Below are 17,585 nucleotides of genomic sequence, written 5' to 3'. Positions count from 1 at the left end.
TCAGTTCGCGAAACCAGTGAACCGGCGCACGGCCTGACCGTCTGCCAGTGCAGCGCCGCCAGCCACGACCACTTCGTCACCATCGGACAAGCCCGTTAGCACCCGAACATCGCCAGTTTGCGTGGGTTCAATGGTCACAAGAACGCGACGAACGGTGCCTTCGTCGGCGCCGGCCGGGGAAAATACCATAACGCTCAGCTCACCCGTCGCATCAGCGACTATTGCTGTCGCCGGCACGATGATGCCTGTACGCTCGTCCTGAACCTGTACGTTGACAGTGACCGACGAGCCAGGGAGGATTTGCAGCCCCTCGGGCGGGGTCAAACCAAACTGGATGCGGAAAGTTTGTCCAACGCTTGAGGTTTCAGCGTCGAATTCACGAATTTCCAGTGGGAAAACCTCGTCACTAACAGGGAATCTGGCGGTGATCGTGATATCGTCGTTCTGGCCTGAGCGCTGAAATAGAATTTCAGGAACATCCACCTCGATCCGTAGTTCGGACATGTCATGGATACGGACAATGGGGGTGCCTGCAGAGACGGTGGTGTAAGCCTCGACCGCACGGCTTGAAACCAGCGCGTCAAAGGGCGCGGTTAGTGTCGCGTGCTCAAGATCGTATTCCGCGTCGCGCAAAGTGATTGCGGCTAGTTGCGCTTCGGTTTCGGCGTCATCCACAGTCACTTGGCTGGCGGTTGTCCCCCTAAGGCGCGACAGGCGCGCGACGGTACGGTCGGCCTGTTCCTTTTGCAGCCGGGCCCGGTTGAGGCGCAGCTCAAATGGCTCCTGATCCAGTCGCGCGATCAGGCCATCCTTGGGGATCACAAAACCTTCGTTGATGGGCATCTCGACGATCTGGCCTGCCACCTGAAAGGCCAGATCAACAGTCTGACGCGCAGCGACGCGGCCAAAGAATTGGCGGGTGAACCCAGGAGCCGTTTCGCGCACCTCAATGAGTTTCACCGGTTTCGGGGTGTCTTGAGCGGCAATTGGGCTTGCCAGAACGGCCATTGCAAGGCCGATAGAGGTCAGGAGTTTCATTTCTTCAATCCCTCGGGAATTCCCGTTTTCAACACGTTGTCACGGATTTTGCGCGCCAGTCGCGCGAATTCGGCTGTTTCTTCTTTGTCCAGACCAGAGGCTCTGTGAAAAAGATCTCCGGCCTCGGCCACCAGCATGTTGCGGGCCTCTTCACCTTGCTCGGTCAACACCAGCAACCACGCCCGGCGGTCTTCGGGGTCACGTTTGCGCGTCAGATAGCCTGCTTTTTCAAGGGAATCCGCAGTGGCCGTGATCGTTGACGGCAGACTCAGCATGTCTGTGGCCAGCACCCCCATGCGCTTTGGCTGATCCAACTTGATCAGCATGTGGCATTCGGGATGGCTTAGGTCCGTTTCGATACATTCAAATGTCTCTTCCAGTTTCCAATACAAAGCATACACCCCCATGATCGCCTGGATCTCGGGGCTGAGACGGCCAAGTCTGGTGCTGATATCGTCTGTCATTAGGAATCTCCGCGCGCGTTACGGGGCGATATACTTCAATTTATGAACTATTCAAGATATGAAGCGGCTCTTCCCCGTGCATTCCCTTGGGTCAACATACCTTGATCAAATGACACCATGACTGCATTTTGGGCAGATCCGAAACATTCAGGGCCCGCCATGTATACCCCCGCCATCACCGGTACCGGTGTCTTCACGCCAGAAAACATCATCACCAACGCCGAGCTTGTCGAAGCATTCAACGCTTATGCCGACAAACAGAACGCGAAGAACGCCGAGGCCATCGCAGCAGGTCAGATCGAGCCGATGCAGCATTCGTCTGAGGAGTTCATCGTAAAGGCCTCGGGGATCGAGAACCGCTATGTGATGGACAAGGCCGGGGTGTTGGACCCCGATATAATGCACCCGTCGCTGCGTCAGCGCAGTGATGACGAGCCCGGGATCATGACCGAGATGGCGATCGATGCCTGCAACAAGGCGCTGGCGCAGGCGGGGCGCACGGCGGCGGATGTTGATCTGGTGATCTGCGCGGCTTCGAACCATGAGCGTGCCTATCCTGCGATTGCAATCGAGATCCAGCAAGAGATGGGCATCGACGGATTTGGCTTTGACATGAACGTTGCCTGCTCCTCGGCCACTTTTGGCATACAGGCGGCGGCGGACATGGTGAGGTCTGGATCGGTGCGAGCGGCGCTGGTGGTCAACCCCGAGATCTGCTCGGGTCATCTGGAATGGAGGGACCGCGATTGCCACTTCATTTTTGGCGACGTGGCGACGGCAACCCTGATCGAACGGATAGAAGAGGCGCAAGGCCCACATTTCGAAATCCTCTCGACCCGTTGCGCCACAGCGTTTTCCAACAATATCCGCAACAACAACGGCTTCCTGCGCCGCTCACGCCCGGATGGTCTGATCGACCGGCGCGACATGCAATTCATGCAGAACGGGCGAAAAGTGTTCAAAGAAGTTCTGCCGATGGTCAGCAAGCACATCAGTGACCACATGGAAGCGGAAGGGATCGAAAACACCGACCTGAAACGCCTTTGGTTGCATCAGGCCAACAAGACCATGAACGATTTCATTGGCAAGAAGGTTTTGGGCCGCACGCCCGAGACCGGTGAGCAACCAAACATCCTTCAGGATTACGCCAACACCTCTTCCGCCGGGTCGATCATCGCGTTCTCAAAATATTCCGATGACCTGCAAGAAGGTGACCTAGGTCTGATCTGTTCTTTTGGAGCCGGGTATTCGGTTGGATCGGTCATCGTGAAGCGCCACGCCTGACCAGCACCTATTTTTCGGCAGTCACTTTGAACATTCGGAACGCGTCGCTGGGCGCGCCCGGAATGCTGCTGAGGTAGTTCGGGACCTCGCCTTCAACCAGCCTGGTTTGCAAACCCTTGCTGCCCGACGCCCAGGCCCAGAACTCAGCCCGGGGCGCGGAAGCACAAAGCATAATGTAGTCGACGCCCAGCGCGCCCAATCGCGGCGCGATTTCAGACGCATTGGATCGGAACAGGTCGATCTGCGCCAGAATCCCTGCCTGATTCCGGTGATAATTTCCGCCCAGAACCGAATGATCCGTGTAGCGCAGAACATGCGCAGCAAAGTCGAAATCAACAAGAATCATGCCGCTGGGCAGATCTTGCAGGGCGGCGTAGGCTTGCGGTGCGCGACAAGACGCACCTGTATCAGATGTGTCCTGCCCTACGGCTGCGGCCGTGGCCGAATAAGCGGGCCCGGAAAGCGACCCGATCTGCCTTTCCAGACTGATACCCGCCTTGGGTGAGGCACAGATTACAAATGCCACCATTGCCAACCCTGTGATCACTCGGCGATCCTGCGCATAAGAACAATAAAGCACGCGAAGAATCTGCGCCTGAACCGCCACAAGCGAAACACTGAGGAAGGTCATCATTCGTGTCTGATAAAGGAAGACGAAGAACCCTACCGCAATCAAAACCAGAAACAAGGTATAGTCCAACCCAGCACGTGATTTGACGGCGAAAGCAAGTGCTGCACCCATCGTAAGCATAGACATGGCCATCAGAGCCAGGGCTTCACCCCTGTGCCGCTCTAACACAACCGAGATATTCTGGGCTTCGGCCACCTGGCTCAGCCAGTAGTCCCGCATGTCCTGAGGCAACGCGTCAATTGGATTGCTGAGGCAATGGGGCGCAAAGGCAAAGGCAACGGCCAGCGTCATGATGCCAACACCAAGACAGGCCCCGAACCGGCCCGGCATTGACCAGCCAGAGCCGATCCAGGCCGCAGCCAAAAGCCCAAGAGCAGCAGCAGTTGCAGGTAAGGCCACACTGAGGGTCAGAGCGTCGCAGCTTGGGTAAAGAAACCCGTCGCGCCCGGTCGTCGCCAGGCTGGTCAACGCAAGAGTAAAGACCAAGGCAACACCGAAGCTTATGGTGCGGTGGCGCGCGGAAGCACCGTTGCAAATCCAGTCGATGGCGCAAAACACCGCGATCAGGGCGATCTGAAGAATCGACTCGGTTCCAACGGACACTGAAAGGGCTAGGCAGACACCCAGCATCCAGGCGGCATAGCGCCTTTCTTTGCGTAAGACAAAAAACGCTAGTGCCACAGCAAAGAGAAGAATTTGTAGGTTGTGGTGATCGAACGAGAAATAGTCGAACTTCCGCGAATGTTCGAGCGTCAGCACTCCGATAACCAAGGCCGAGATTGCGCCCTCGCGCCGCCCTAGCACTCCGCCAGTGACCGCGAAGGCCCACAGGGTCAGGGCAGCCAACGAGGCGGGCCAGACAAATGCCGTGATCTGCAAGGCGGTTTCAGCTGGCAGGACCGCACGAAGCGCGACGTATAGCCCGGCAATCGGGGCATCGACCAGGCGGGACCAATGCATCAAGGTACCCTCGTCGGGACCCAGGCGATGCTGATACGTGTCGAACCAGCCTTGTCCGGCCAGCAAATCTCGCACACCGACCAAGCGCATCACATCATCAGACCCTTCGTAATAGCCGCTGAGCGTCATCAGGATCGCAAGTGCCGCACAGGCGCATAGAAAACCCCAACGAACCACCGGGTCCGTATGACTCCTGTAACGCTGTTGCGATGGGTGCATGCTTTTGGGTCCTCAACGGAATTGTCTGCGCGGTGAGCCTATCGCACGGACGTGACTTTATTGAGGCAGGCGGCGCGATCTGGAACCTTGCTCTGACCGCTGGTCTGTGTCGCGCCACACAAACGACCCGACCGGCGAAAATTAGCTGGAATTGGCCACGACGACAGCGGAAAAGTGACTTAACTGACGCTTTCTTCTTCCAGGTGAAGCTTCATCTCGATCAGGACCTGTTGCAACAAACTGGTTTCTTTCAACAGCCGCTTGGCCTCGTTAACGGTAATGATACCGTCTTCTATGGCCGCCTGATATTCAGTCATCAGCATCGCAAACCGCTGGCTGAGCGCGATCACGTCCGAGTTTACACCACCAGTGCGCGGTTCTTCCGAATTGCGGTCGGTATAAGACAAGGTGATGTTCTTCAGATCCGCCAAGGCCGACGTGACATGCGGATAAGTTGCCGCGTTTTCAAGACGGGCTACGGCGTCCACAGGCATGAACCTGTCTGCGTGTTCGGCATTGTCGGAATAGTACCGGCCCAATGTGGCTTTGGATTTCCCCGTAATTTCACATGCGGCTTCGATTCCGACGTCTTTGACCAATGCTTCTGTATGCTTTTTCAGATAGGCCCCAATATCTGCCATTGTTTTACCTTTGTTACCTGCAATCGCCTGCCCGGTGTCCAAACGGGGGAAAGCGCCGGGAAATTTCCCATAACAGATTCATAATTGAAATGTCATACATTGGCTATCCCTCAGATATGCGAGGGATTTCGTGAGTGAGTGGCGGCAGTTCATGCCGGTAATGAGTGATTGCGAGGTGGTATTGTTTGGGCCTCGCTCCGTTTTGGCCACATGTTGGCCGACGGCGTCGCTGTTGCAGATGTGGGGGTTCCATCCCCTAGAGCGTAGCTCGGCCCCTGCAAAAGCAACGGCGACGTCGCTTCCGTAAAAAGCGATTGCCGTCTTGTTCATAATCTCCAAGCGTTTTAGACCCCGGTCATGGCAAAGCTGTATTTCAACTATTCGACCATGAACGCGGGTAAATCGACCGTGTTGTTACAAGCCTCGCACAACTATCGCGAGCGCGGGATGCAGACTTATCTGATGACCGCCGCCATTGATGGGCGCGCAGGTGCCGGGCGGATTGCATCGCGCATCGGTATTTCTGAACAGGCTGATATGTTCCGGCCCGATGACGATGTCTTTGCCATGATCGAAAACCGCCTGAACCAGGGCCGGGTTGCTTGCGTTTTCATCGACGAAGCTCAGTTTTTGTCGGATGATCAGGTCTGGCAATTGGCACGTGCCGTGGATGATCTGGATGTACCGGTATTGGCCTACGGGCTGCGGGTGGATTTTCGTGGCAAACTTTTTCCCGGATCTGCCGCTCTGCTGGCCCTAGCCGACGAAATGCGCGAGGTGCGCACCATCTGCAAATGCGGCCGCAAAGCCACAATGGTGATTCGTCAGGACGAAAACGGCAATGCCATTACCGAAGGTGCCCAGGTGCAGATCGGCGGGAACGAAACCTATGTCTCGCTCTGCCGTAAGCATTGGCGCGAGGCCGTGGGCGACTAAACCGGGTTGGGCAGCGCCCTGCCCGCCACATGAGCCACCACGTTATCAAGCGCCATATGGCCCATACTGCTGCGCACTTCTTCGGTTGCTGTGCCGAGATGAGGCAGCAGGGTGACATTCTCCATATTACAGAGGGCCTGAGGTACTTTGGGTTCGAACTCGTAAACGTCCAGCCCGGCTCCTGCGATCTGACCCGATTGAAGCGCCGAGATCAGGGCCGCTTCGTCCACGACCTCGCCCCGCGCAATGTTGACCAGAATAGCCCCAGAGTTCATCGCCTTAAGAACTTGCGCATTTATCAAATGGCGAGTTTCCGCGCCGCCGGGAACCGCGAGCACGAGGAAATCGATGGAAGCCGCCAGTTTGTGCAGGTCAGGTGAGAACTCTGCCGGGAAGTCCAGATCTTTGACGCTGCGGGACTGATAGGCCACCTGCATGCCAAAGCCGAAATGACAACGACGCGCGATGGCTTGCCCGATGCGGCCCATACCAACGATACCAACACGCTTACCTGTCACGTGATGCCCAAGCATCTGCGTCGGGTGCCAACCCTGCCACTGGCCCGATCGGACCAGCCGCTCGCCTTCGCCTGCGCGACGCGCCGTGGTCAGCAGCAGGGTCATAGCGATATCTGCGGTTGCATCGGTGACCGCGCCAGGCGTGTTGGTCACCTCAATCCCTGCCGCGCGCGCGGCCTCGACGTCGATATGATTGTAACCAACGCCGAAATTGGCCAGTAGCTTGCAGCGCACTGTACCGACACCTGCAAAAACCTGCGCCGAGAACAAATCGCCCAGTGTTGGCACAACAACGTCAAATTCCGTCAAAGCAGACAACATTTCCCGCCGCGACATGGGCAGAGTGTTTTCACGTATCTCCACGTCGAACTCGGTACGGGCGCGGGCCTCGACCGCCGGTGTCATTGGGCGCGTGATCAGCAGTTTCATCAGTGCATCCGTCCGCCAGTTGGAACTTTGCCATCCGGTCCGATCAGAACGATCTCGCCGTTTTCATCAGGCAGGCCCAGCACCAGAACTTCAGACATGAACTTACCGATCTGGCGCGGCGGGAAATTGACAACCGCCATGACCTGCTTGCCCACCAGAGCCGACGGATCGTAATGCGCCGTGATCTGAGCCGAGGTTTTGCGCTCGCCAATTTCCTCACCGAAGTCGATCCACATCTTGATCGCGGGCTTGCGGGCCTCGGGATAGGGTTCGGCGCGGATCACCTCGCCCACACGGATGTCGACCTTGAGAAAGTCGTCGAATGAAATCTCACTCACGTGACAGCTCCTTGGATCGGTCGGTTGCCGCCTTTACGGCGCGGTGCAGCAGATCGGGGAATCCCTGCTCATCATGCATCAAAACTTCAAGAGCGGCCTGCGTGGTACCGTTTGGAGAGGTCACGTTGATGCGCAGTTGCGTTGGGTCATCCTCGGCGACCTTGGCCAATGCACCGGCCCCCGCCACCGTGGACTTTGCCAGTTTCATTGCCAGTTCCGCAGGCAAGCCCTGCGCCTGTCCGGCGGCGGCTAGCGTTTCAATCAGGTGGAAAACATAGGCCGGGCCAGAGCCGCTGAGGCCGGTCACGGCGTCCATCTGCGCCTCATTGTCCAGACGAACGGTCTCACCCACCGCCGACAGCAGGTTTTCAGCCAATGTCAGATCATCACCAGAAGCGTGGTTGTTGCCGATCAGTGCCGTGATACCCTGGCGGATCGCTGCTGGCGTGTTGGGCATCGCGCGAATGATGGGCGTGTCGCTGCCCAGAACGGATTCAAATGTGGCAATCGATGTGCCTGCGGCTACCGAAACAAACAGGCTTTTACCACCGCCCAGCGCCTGAATGGCTGGCAAAGCTTCACCCATCATTTGGGGTTTAACGGCGACAAGTACCACGGCGGGCGCTTCGGGCAGTGGGGTGTTGATGTTGACGCCTTGCGCTTTCAACCAGTCTGACGGGTACGGATCGATCACCCAAACGGACGCTGGCGGAAGGCCTTGTTCCAGCCATCCCGCCAGCATTGCGGACCCCATCTTTCCGCACCCCAGAAGCACAAGCCCCTGTTCGGCCACACGTGTAATGTCCATTTGCCCCTCCCGCGTTACATATCGGTTTGGGGCAAAGCTTTACGCCCGGCCGTAAGCCTCTGCAATGGCCACTTGCATGGCTTCTTCTGGCTCTCGATTACCCCAGGTCACCAGTTGGATCGCCGGATAATACCGCTCGGCGCTCATGACGGCGGCGGTGATCATCGTGTTGATCTGATCCGCGCTGGCTGTCTGTCCCCCTGCAAGAACCAGACCATAGCGGTAGACCATCAGCTTCTGGTTTGCCCAATAGGTAAAGGCACCTGCCCAGCACTGGTCATTCATCTTGTTGAGCAACTCATAGAGCTGCATTTCACGCTCTGTCGGCGGCTCCATCTCAAAAGAGCACACCATGCGCAGCGTTTCGTCATAGTTGGACCAGGCCAGAGTGATCGAATAGGTCCGCCACTGTCCTTCGACAGCCATGGCGATCTGATCGTCTCCTATACGATCAAAATCCCAGTCATGGTGTTCCGCCAGGTGTTCAACAATGTCGATCGGATGAATGTCTTCTTCGAGATACTGCTCGGAAAGGGCCATAATGCCACCTCACTAATCTCTAGCAATTTGGGGCTGGCAGCGCCCCAGCGCTAGTTGCCTGCTCTACAAGCCGGGCTTCCCCCGTGGGCCTGTACTAAATATGGTGCGATGTGGCGTGAGTTCTGGCAACCCTATTTCTTGGGGATAACAGCAATAAGTTGTGGACAGTCGGCAACGGCGATCAAAATATTGGCGCTCGCACCAGCTTTGTCTTGATTAAATTCTGCGATGCGTCAAAATACACATCACCGCACAATCCGGGCTGGATTGCGCGGCTTTAAGCTTTGCCCTGATAATTTGGAAACGGGAAACGCCGGGGCGTTATTTGTCCAGTTTCGCCTCAAGCGCTGCGATGCGGGCCTCAAGCGCTGCGTTTTCTTCGCGCGCTTTCTGGGCCATGGCGCGGACAGCGTCGAATTCTTCGCGGGTGACGAAATCGCGGTCGGCCAGCCAGCGGTCGATCATCGACTTCATCGCGTTCTCGGCCTCTTCCCGCGCGCCTTGCGCCACGCCCATGGCGTTAGTCATCAGTTGGGACACGTCGTCCAGGATCTTGTTGCGGGTCTGCATGTGTACACTCCGGTCTCACGGTTTATCTGTATATGGGCAAAGAATGGCGCAGGCTCAAGGTTGACTTGCCCTGCAAACCCCGGGCAATGAGACGCACATGCAGGCTGTTCTGAATTTCCCCGATCTGTCGCCCGAATTGTTCTTGATCTCACTGTTCGGGATGGAGTTCGCGTTAAGGTGGTATGCGCTGGCCTATATTGCCGGAATTCTGATCGCCTGGCGACTTGCCGTTGTGGCGCTGCGGCGTCCTGCCCTATGGCCCGCAGATACCCCTCCGATGAAACCGGATCAGCTGGAGGATCTGGTCACCTGGATCATTCTGGGCGTGATTCTGGGTGGCAGGCTTGGCTTTGTGCTGTTTTATCAGCCGGCCTATTACTTATCGAACCCTTTAGAGATTCTGAAAGTCTGGCAAGGCGGCATGGCCTTTCATGGCGGCCTGCTGGGCGTTATCCTCGCGTCCTACATGTTTGCCCGCCGACATCAGATCCCCACCCTGTCACTGGGCGATCTGGTCGCCTACACCGTTCCGCCCGGCCTGCTATTGGGGCGGCTGGCCAACTTCGTCAATGCGGAACTGTGGGGCCGACCAAGTGAGCTACCTTGGGCCGTGATTTTCCCCGGCTTCGCCGCACAGGATTGCCCCGGCGTGGTTGCGGGAATGTGCGCAAGGCACCCGTCACAACTGTATGAAGCCGCGCTTGAAGGCGTGTTGTTGGGCGCATTGCTGCTGTGGCTGGTCTATCGCAGAGGGGCCTTTAAAAAACCGGGCATGATCATGGGCCTGTTTCTGGCGGGATATGGCGCGTCGCGTTTTATTGTCGAGTTCTTCCGTCAACCGGATGCTCAGTTCGTGTCACCCGGCAACCCGCTGGGGCTGGCCTGGCATGTGGGCGGCTATGGCCTGACCATGGGTCAAATCCTGTCATTGCCGATGATCGCGATTGGCCTTTGGTTTGCGCTGCGCGCGCGGCGGGCGGCATGACCCTAACCGATCATCTGGTCGCCCGCATCCGGCAGGATGGGCCGATGAGCGTGGCAGACTACATGGCCGAATGCCTGTTGCACCCCACGCTGGGCTACTACACAACCCGCGATCCACTCGGGACCAAGGGGGATTTCACCACCGCGCCCGAGATCAGCCAGATGTTTGGAGAACTGATCGGCCTGTCCTTGGCGCAATGCTGGATGGATCAGGGAAAGCCTACGCCGTTTACCTTGTGCGAGCTGGGTCCGGGGCGCGGCACACTTATGGCCGACATTCTACGCGCGACGCGGGGTGTACCCGGGTTCCACGATGCCGCAAGAGTGACACTGGTCGAGGTCTCACCGGCGTTGAAACAGCTGCAGGCCGAGACCCTGAAGGATTACGCGCCGACCTGGATAGACAGCGTCGCAGACCTGCCGGACCAGCCTCTGTTCTTGGTGGCAAACGAATTCTTTGATGCCCTGCCTATTCGTCAGTTTCTGCGTGATGGCGACGGGTGGAGTGAACGCTTGGTGGGTGAGCGGGACGGCGCGCTACTGTTTGGGCGGGGCCCAATCGGACCGCAAGCAGCGTTGAAGGACAGGCTTGCGGACACTAAAGACGGTGATCTGATCGAGCTATGTGCGGCAGCGATTCCCATTTTGACCGTGATTGCTGGCCGGATCGCCAGCCATGGTGGTGCGGCTCTGATCGTCGATTATGGCGACTGGCATTCGCTGGGCGACACGTTGCAGGCCCTGCAAAACCACGAACGCACTGAACCTCTGGCGGCACCGGGTCAGGCCGATCTGACTGCACATGTGGATTTTGAGCCTTTGGCCGAAACAACTCTTGCCTGTGGGTGTCGCCATACACGCGTGACACCTCAGGGCGTGTTTCTGGAGCGGCTTGGCATCACAGCGCGCGCGCAGGCACTGTCCAAGGCGCTGAGCGGTTCTGAGCTGGATGTATTGATTGCCGCGCATCGCCGGTTGACGCACCCGGATGAAATGGGAAATCTGTTCAAAGTGATGGGCCTTTTCCCGGCCTATGCCGCCCCACCGCCAGGATTAGAACCATGACATTGGAAATTCTAACCTCAGACTTGCTGTCGCCTTTGCGCCACGGGTTCTTCACCCGTCGCGGCGGGGCCTCGTCCGGGATATTTGACGGGCTGAATTGCGGCTACGGCTCATCCGATCAATCCGAGGTCGTGGCGCTGAACCGCAAGCGGGTGGCTGACGCAATGGATGTCGCACCCGAAGCCATGATCGGGGTGCATCAGGTCCATTCGCCCGAGGTTCTGACCGTAGACGGCCCGATTATCGGCGACAGACCAAAAGCCGATGCCATCGTCACTGCAACCCCTGGTCTTGCCCTGACGATTCTGACGGCGGATTGTCAGCCCGTCTTGTTTGCCGACCCGGATGCGAATGTAATCGGTGCAGCCCATGCGGGCTGGCGCGGGGCGTTGGACGGTGTACTGGAGGCTACGCTGGCCGCCATGGAGGCTTTAGGGGCCAAACGCAACAACGTCAGAGCCGTGATCGGCCCGAGTATTTCGCAACGCGCTTATGAAGTGGGCCCCGAGTTTCTGGACGCTTTCATAGCGGAATCCCCCGATAACGCCCGGTTCTTTGCCAATGGCCAGGATGACCGGCTGCAATTCGACTTGCCCGCCTTTGGCCTGAACCGGTTGCGGTCGGCTGGCGTTGGGCAGGCGGAGTGGACACGGCATTGCACATATTCGGACTCTGACCGGTTCTATTCCTATCGTCGCGCGACACATGCGAAAGAGGCCGATTACGGCCGGCTTATCTCGGTCATAAAACTGTGATTCAGCCCCAGATTTAGACACCCCGCCTCTTTTCCGCCACATTTGTTGTGTTTACCGGACCCAAGAATCGTAACGAGTTTTGCCAGCCATCAGATGGCTATCTGACGCTCCTTTTTTGAGCGCTGGCGTGTTGAGTGAAAGGACTGTGCATCTTTATCTCTTGTCTGCAAAACATCCCGGATAAGCCTTATCCCTGCCGCAAATCGGCGTCACAAAAGGTTCATGAAGGATGCGGGAATGACCTTCCCGAGCAATGCAGGACCAGAATTATGAAATCCAAATCCCGCTTTCTCAAAGCCATGGTTGCCGCCACTCGGGACCAGAAGCTGGAAATGCCATGGAAACGGGTATCAAGCCATTCTGCCAGAGTTGCCAGCCGCATTGCGGTTCGGCGCTGAAGCAGGATCACCCCAAGACCAAGCTGCCGGTCTGAAGACGGGGTAAGCGCGCAGCGGGCATGCTCCGGCCCGATGTTGCGTAAGTCGTAGGTAAAAATTTACGACTTTTTTCAGGAGTTTGTGTGTGTGCGGGCAATTTTCGCCCGTGAAGTACGAGTTTGTCTGGGGGGTCAATGTGTTGACCATTGGAACGCGAGATTTAGTCGCCATGCGGGGCCAGAACGGTCACCGTCCAACGGTCTTCCATTCGTTTCAAGACAAAGAACCTGTTCGTCAGGTGGGCCTGTACGGGGGTACGCCAGGCCTGTTCGGACATTTGAGGGGACGGAATATTTATGACTATTCCTAATTCATTGGCCCGAGCGGCCAGAAATGCCATCGAAACGTCGGCTATGCTGCGGGAAGCACCGCGACCGGTCGCGAAACCCAAGGCGCAATTGCGCCGCTACGAAGTCAGCAGCCTGCTGCCAAACGGCGACGTGGCTCAGACCCGTCACATCGCGCCCGCTCTGCCGATGTTCGAAGACGCCTTTTGCGCTTTTTCGCGTGGGTCGTTGGTTGAAACGGAACATGGGCCAATGGCGATCGAGGACCTGATGCCAGGGGACACGGTTCTGACGCAAGATGGCAGCTCGCAAACGGTGCTATGGAAAGGGTCAGTCACTCTGATCCCTGGGCGCGAAGATTCTCGCGGTCGCACACGCCCGTTAACGCGGATCATGGCAGATACATTCGGAATGCAAAAACCGATGTCAGGTGTAATCGCCGGACCCGCAGCGCGAATCGTGGGCGCTCCGGCGCATTTGCGGCACCTGCACGGCGGGGAACCGATTCTCACGCCAGTTTCTGAATTTCAGGACGGGATGGGTGTAATTGAAACAATGCCTCCAACGCCTGTCGAACTGTTTCACATTTGCCTGAAACGGCATTCCGTTATTCGTGTAGATGGTTTACAGTTCGAAACATATCACCCAGGTGTGAACGCGGTTCGCATGATCAGCCATTCGTTGCGGTCGATTTATCTGAACCTGTTCGCTCACATCGAGTCGCTCAACGATTTCGGTCCGCTGCTGATGCCACGCGCCGGAGACGGAGAGATCGACGCGATGTCGGCCTGAGTGTGATAATGGGTACTGCATTATGGGGGGCATCATGCAGCTGGTATTAAGTTGGGTTCTATCCCTTGCGGTGGCTGCAATGCTGCCACCAATCACCGCACAGCCGAAACGTGTGGGCGTTACGCCATCCGGTTCATGCGTTCTTCCAGAACGTCGAACGGCACGCCTGGCTCGTCTTTTGCGCCGCGGATGACAAGCGAAGTCTTGACGCTGGCCACGTTGGGCGTGGTCAGCAGTTCACCGGTCAAGAATTGCTGAAAACTGCTGAGATCGGGTGCCACGCATTTCAGGATGAAGTCGACCTCGCCATTCAGCATGTGGCATTCCCGGACCAGCGGCCATTCGCGGCAGCGTTCTTCGAACGCGCGCAGCTCGGCTTCAGCCTGGCTGTCCAGACCGACCATGGCAAAGACTTGCACCTCAAAGCCCAACTCGCGTGAATTGACGTCGGCGTGATACCCGGTGATATAGCCGGATTCCTCAAGTGTGCGCACCCGACGCAGACACGGCGGCGCCGAAATGCCGACCCGTTTCGCCAGTTCAACGTTAGTCATGCGACCGTCTGCCTGCAATTCCGCCAGAATCTTGCGATCAATGTCATCCAGCCGAGTCGTGACCATAGAATGCTCCTGGTTTTTCGGTTCTTATATCAGCCCCCTAAGCGCGCGCAATAATGTTTCGCACATGCGCAATTTTCTTTGTTTTCTAATCACTCAATTGCTCAATGTGCAGCGTAGGGGATCACAATCAGGATGGGGGTTTAAGCCGGGTCAGTCGATCGCTATATCGGGGCGACGGGCTAAACGCCCAATTCAGGCAATTCGAGCGGGGACAGCATGGCCGACACACGACACACTAAGGTTCTGATCATCGGGTCAGGACCTGCAGGATACACCGCAGGGGTTTACGCCAGCCGCGCCATGCTAGAACCCATTCTAGTTCAGGGGATCGAACCTGGCGGTCAGCTGACTACAACGACCGAGGTCGAGAACTGGCCCGGCGACACCGAGGTTCAGGGCCCGGACCTGATGGTGCGCATGCAGGACCATGCCAAGGCAATGGGCTGTGAGGTGATCGGCGACATCATCAGCGATCTGGATGTCAGCCAGCGCCCGTTTACCGCCAAGGGCGACAGCGGCACGACTTACACCGCAGACGCGGTTATTCTGGCCACTGGTGCGCGTGCGAAATGGCTTGGCCTACCGTCCGAAGAGAAATTCAAAGGCTTTGGCGTCTCGGCCTGTGCCACCTGCGACGGGTTCTTCTATCGGGGACAGGAAATCGTGGTCATCGGTGGCGGCAACACAGCTGTGGAAGAAGCTATGTTCCTGACCAACTTCGCCAGCAAGGTGACCTTGATCCACCGCCGGGATGAATTGCGGGCCGAAAAGATCCTGCAAGACCGGCTGATGAAAAATGAAAAGATCGAACCGTTGTGGTTCCACGAATTGGACGAAGTGATCGGAACGGACGCGCCTTTGGGTGTGGAAGGCGTTCGCGTCAAGCACGTCAAAACCGGCGAGATCACGGAAATCCCTTGCAAGGGTGTTTTTGTCGCCATAGGCCACGCCCCTGCGAACGAGCTGGTCAAGGAGACGCTGGAAACCCATATGGGCGGCTATGTCGTCACCAAGCCGGGCACAACTGAAACGTCGGTTCCCGGCGTGTTTGCCGCAGGTGATCTGACAGACCATGTTTACCGTCAGGCCGTCACAAGCGCTGGCATGGGCTGTATGGCCGCACTGGATGCCGAACGTTTTCTGGCAGAAAACGAATAGTAACGATTTTTGGTCCCCGGCACGGGTCGGGGACTACGCCCCTCCGCCTTGACCCTTTCACAGTGCCGTATCAGGATTGCTGCAGAACGGGCGAAACACGGGTGAGCTTTTGAACAACGCTCTTTGGCGCGGCGGGTGGGCAACCCGACTTCGGATCGGCAGCGGCCTGATCCTGTTTGTTTTCGCGTTTTTTCACTTCATCAACATTGGCCTTGGCCTGTTTCACACCGATTATCTGCACGGAATGCAAGACGGTCGGAAAGAGGTGACGCGCCACGACGCCATGAGCGTGCTTCTCTACGCGGCGCTGTTCGTTCATGCCGGTCTTGCCCTGGTATCTATCGCGCAGCGCAGGACATTGCGCATGCCATTCAGCACAGCACTTCAGGTGGTGTTGGGCCTGCTGATCCCTTTGCAGCTGATCTCGCACATCATTCACACCCGGGTCGCGCATGAGGTTTATGACGTCAATGACGAGATGGGATACATCATCATCCTGATGTGGCCCAGCATTGCGGTCTGGATGCAAAGCGCGCTACTGCTGGTTGTCTGGGTGCATGGCTGCATCGGCCTGCACATGTGGCTGCGGTTGACAAAATGGTGGTCGCGTACTGCACCTTACCTGATCGGCGTTGCCGTCTTTGTGCCTCTGTTCGCGCTGGCTGGCCTTCTGACCGAAGGCCGTCGCATCTGGGCCGACTTCGCCGACGAGTTTCTGCGCGAGCAGTATATCGAGCACTACAACTGGCCGTCTCCCGAAGCTTTTCAAACCCTGTTCAGCGTCAAGGACAATGCCCTGATGGCCTTTTGGCTGGCACTTGGCGCAACAGGTCTGATTTTCATCGGACGCAAACTCTGGCGACGCAGGCATTCGGTGCGCGTTTCCTATGCCCTAGGTCCGGATGTAGTCGCGGAAAAGGGAATGACGCTGCTTGAGATTTCCCAAGCCAACGGCGTGCCCCATGCGGCCCTATGCGGCGGTAAAGGACGCTGCACCACATGCCGCGTCATTGTCGAGGATGGCGGTAACGCGCTGCCGCCACCCAGCGACGTCGAGGCGCGCAGTCTGGCCGCTGTCGGCGCGTCTCCCCAGACGCGGCTGGCCTGTCAGATCCGCCCAACCGAGCCGACCACCGTCTTTCGTGTTTTCCGGCCGGATGGCGGCCGCATCCGTGGACACGCCAGCCAAGGAGAGGAACGCCAACTGGCGGTGTTGTTTCTGGATATGCGCGGCTTTACCGCCCGCACGACGGGGCAGTTGCCCTACGACATCGTGTTTCTGCTCAACCGATTCTTTGATGCGGTGGTGCCAGCCATTACAGACGAAGGCGGCATCGTGGACAAATATATGGGCGATGGTTTGTTGGCGGTTTTCGAGAAACGCGATTCTGCGGCCTCTGCTCGCGCTGGGTTAAGTGCGGCGATAGCGATCAGCCGGGCGCTGGATCTGTTCAACCAACAGCTTGAGGCTGAAGGAAGCCCCGGAATTCGCATCGGAATGGGCCTGCATCTTGGCGACCTGGTTCTTGGTGAAATCGGCGCACAAGGACATGCCGCAAAAACAATCATCGGCGATGCGGTCAATGTAGCCAGCCGCCTTGAGAGCGAAACCAAAGCTCTAGGAGTTGAACTGATGGTTTCTAACGAATTACTGCGCGCCGCAGATGTAGATGTGGCGCAAGCAGATATCCGAGCTCTCGAGCTGCGTGGCGTCTCAGCGCCGATTCCTGCTCTGCCAGTGATGCGCGCCTCGCAACTAGAGCCAAACGTACAAAAACAGGAACAGTCATACTCTGCGTGAGGGAATTAATTCCATTCCATAGAACCATGTTACACGGCGTGCTTCCATGTCAGAAATCTCTTCCAATTCGGAAAAAATCAGCGCATATCCTCCTTTGTTTCATTGACGCCGGTGGACTTTGCCTAACAGTCGGTGCAAATGCACCGAAAATGCCACTACCCACTGGCTAACCAACACTGCGATAAGAGTATTCCAATGACGATGTTAAGTAATCTGGCCCCAATCCCGGAACTTTATGTGTCCTATGAGTCTGCTCAGAAACTTAAGTTCGAAGCTTCTGATCTGACCAGCCATGACCTGAGCCCGCGTC

19 protein-coding genes are annotated in these 17,585 nt (G+C 57.4%); 9 read left to right on the top strand and 10 right to left on the bottom strand.

Annotation, left to right across the window (positions count from 1 at the left end):
* Together GOV89_RS15405 and GOV89_RS15400 are read right to left on the bottom strand one after the other, a co-directional pair.
* Positions 1-1,038 carry an efflux RND transporter periplasmic adaptor subunit gene (locus tag GOV89_RS15405; RefSeq protein WP_171238537.1) on the bottom strand — a complete coding sequence of 346 codons (1,038 nt, stop codon included), beginning with the start codon at positions 1,036-1,038 and terminating at the stop codon, positions 1-3.
* Entirely contained in the window at positions 1,035-1,502 is a 468-nt protein-coding gene (locus GOV89_RS15400) for a MarR family winged helix-turn-helix transcriptional regulator (RefSeq protein ID WP_171238536.1), read from the bottom strand. The genes GOV89_RS15405 and GOV89_RS15400 overlap by 4 nt, the downstream gene beginning before the upstream one ends.
* A 159-nt stretch (positions 1,503-1,661) precedes the next feature.
* Between GOV89_RS15400 and GOV89_RS15395 the strand changes: the two genes are divergently transcribed.
* Positions 1,662-2,786: a beta-ketoacyl-ACP synthase III gene (locus tag GOV89_RS15395; protein WP_171238535.1), complete on the top strand. Its 1,125-nt coding sequence runs from the start codon at positions 1,662-1,664 to the stop codon at positions 2,784-2,786.
* A gap of 7 nt (positions 2,787-2,793) precedes the next feature.
* Here GOV89_RS15395 and GOV89_RS15390 read toward each other — a convergent pair whose 3' ends face one another.
* Both GOV89_RS15390 and GOV89_RS15385 read right to left on the bottom strand, forming a co-directional pair.
* Positions 2,794-4,596 carry a hypothetical protein gene (locus GOV89_RS15390; protein ID WP_171238534.1) on the bottom strand — a complete coding sequence of 601 codons (1,803 nt, stop codon included), beginning with the start codon at positions 4,594-4,596 and terminating at the stop codon, positions 2,794-2,796.
* A gap of 179 nt (positions 4,597-4,775) precedes the next feature.
* Positions 4,776-5,237 carry a hypothetical protein gene (locus tag GOV89_RS15385; RefSeq protein WP_171176122.1) on the bottom strand — a complete coding sequence of 154 codons (462 nt, stop codon included), beginning with the start codon at positions 5,235-5,237 and terminating at the stop codon, positions 4,776-4,778.
* A 357-nt stretch (positions 5,238-5,594) separates the two neighbouring features.
* Between GOV89_RS15385 and GOV89_RS15380 the strand changes: the two genes are divergently transcribed.
* Complete coding sequence (locus GOV89_RS15380; protein ID WP_171235615.1) at positions 5,595-6,173, top strand: thymidine kinase; 579 nt, start codon at positions 5,595-5,597, stop codon at positions 6,171-6,173.
* On the opposite strand, the gene GOV89_RS15375 is transcribed toward GOV89_RS15380, so the two are convergent.
* The 5 genes from GOV89_RS15375 to GOV89_RS15355 all read right to left on the bottom strand — a co-directional run bounded on the left by GOV89_RS15375 (position 6,170) and on the right by GOV89_RS15355 (position 9,376).
* Entirely contained in the window at positions 6,170-7,120 is a 951-nt protein-coding gene (locus GOV89_RS15375; protein WP_171238533.1) for a D-glycerate dehydrogenase, read from the bottom strand. The two genes, GOV89_RS15380 and GOV89_RS15375, sit on opposite strands and share 4 nt — an antisense overlap.
* A complete protein-coding gene (locus GOV89_RS15370) occupies positions 7,120-7,458 on the bottom strand; it encodes a tRNA-binding protein (RefSeq protein ID WP_171176128.1) in 339 nt (112 codons plus the stop codon). The genes GOV89_RS15375 and GOV89_RS15370 overlap by 1 nt, the downstream gene beginning before the upstream one ends.
* Entirely contained in the window at positions 7,451-8,266 is an 816-nt protein-coding gene (proC, locus tag GOV89_RS15365; RefSeq protein WP_171238532.1) for a pyrroline-5-carboxylate reductase, read from the bottom strand. Before proC ends, GOV89_RS15370 begins: the two co-directional genes overlap by 8 nt.
* Before the next feature lie 39 nt (positions 8,267-8,305).
* A complete protein-coding gene (locus GOV89_RS15360; protein WP_171176132.1) occupies positions 8,306-8,806 on the bottom strand; it encodes a YbjN domain-containing protein in 501 nt (166 codons plus the stop codon).
* 321 nt (positions 8,807-9,127) lie between these two features.
* The gene (locus GOV89_RS15355; protein ID WP_050604795.1) at positions 9,128-9,376 is read right to left on the bottom strand and encodes an accessory factor UbiK family protein; all 249 of its coding nucleotides are present in this window, start codon (positions 9,374-9,376) and stop codon (positions 9,128-9,130) included.
* Between the two features lie 97 nt (positions 9,377-9,473).
* On the opposite strand from GOV89_RS15355, the gene lgt reads away from it, so the two are divergent.
* The 5 genes from lgt (at position 9,474) to GOV89_RS15335 (ending at position 13,696) form a co-directional block, all read left to right on the top strand.
* Positions 9,474-10,361 (top strand): prolipoprotein diacylglyceryl transferase, encoded by an 888-nt coding sequence (lgt, locus tag GOV89_RS15350; protein WP_171238531.1) that lies wholly within the window; start codon positions 9,474-9,476, stop codon positions 10,359-10,361.
* Entirely contained in the window at positions 10,358-11,425 is a 1,068-nt protein-coding gene (locus GOV89_RS15345) for a class I SAM-dependent methyltransferase (RefSeq protein WP_171238530.1), read from the top strand. The genes lgt and GOV89_RS15345 overlap by 4 nt, the downstream gene beginning before the upstream one ends.
* Positions 11,422-12,180, top strand: a complete 759-nt coding sequence (gene pgeF, locus GOV89_RS15340) for a peptidoglycan editing factor PgeF (protein ID WP_171176138.1) — start codon at positions 11,422-11,424, stop codon at positions 12,178-12,180. The genes GOV89_RS15345 and pgeF overlap by 4 nt, the downstream gene beginning before the upstream one ends.
* Before the next feature lie 269 nt (positions 12,181-12,449).
* Positions 12,450-12,578: a hypothetical protein gene (locus tag GOV89_RS22990; protein ID WP_256368551.1), complete on the top strand. Its 129-nt coding sequence runs from the start codon at positions 12,450-12,452 to the stop codon at positions 12,576-12,578.
* Positions 12,579-12,913: 335 nt separating this feature from the next.
* Entirely contained in the window at positions 12,914-13,696 is a 783-nt protein-coding gene (locus GOV89_RS15335) for a Hint domain-containing protein (protein WP_171176140.1), read from the top strand.
* A 119-nt stretch (positions 13,697-13,815) separates the two neighbouring features.
* Here the strand turns inward: GOV89_RS15335 and GOV89_RS15330 are convergent, their stop codons facing one another.
* On the bottom strand, positions 13,816-14,316 hold the full coding sequence (locus tag GOV89_RS15330) for an Lrp/AsnC family transcriptional regulator (RefSeq protein ID WP_171176142.1): 501 nt from the start codon (positions 14,314-14,316) through the stop codon (positions 13,816-13,818).
* Between the two features lie 216 nt (positions 14,317-14,532).
* On the opposite strand from GOV89_RS15330, the gene trxB reads away from it, so the two are divergent.
* Positions 14,533-15,474, top strand: a complete 942-nt coding sequence (trxB, locus tag GOV89_RS15325; protein ID WP_171238529.1) for a thioredoxin-disulfide reductase — start codon at positions 14,533-14,535, stop codon at positions 15,472-15,474.
* 109 nt (positions 15,475-15,583) lie between these two features.
* A complete protein-coding gene (locus tag GOV89_RS15320) occupies positions 15,584-17,275 on the top strand; it encodes an adenylate/guanylate cyclase domain-containing protein (protein WP_171238528.1) in 1,692 nt (563 codons plus the stop codon).
* Positions 17,276-17,585 lie beyond the last annotated feature (310 nt).

It is taken from the genome of Ruegeria sp. HKCCA5763 (genome assembly GCF_013034545.1).
In the GTDB taxonomy this organism is placed as follows: Bacteria; Pseudomonadota; Alphaproteobacteria; order Rhodobacterales; family Rhodobacteraceae; genus Ruegeria.
This window is presented reverse-complemented; position numbering and strand designations above follow the sequence as displayed.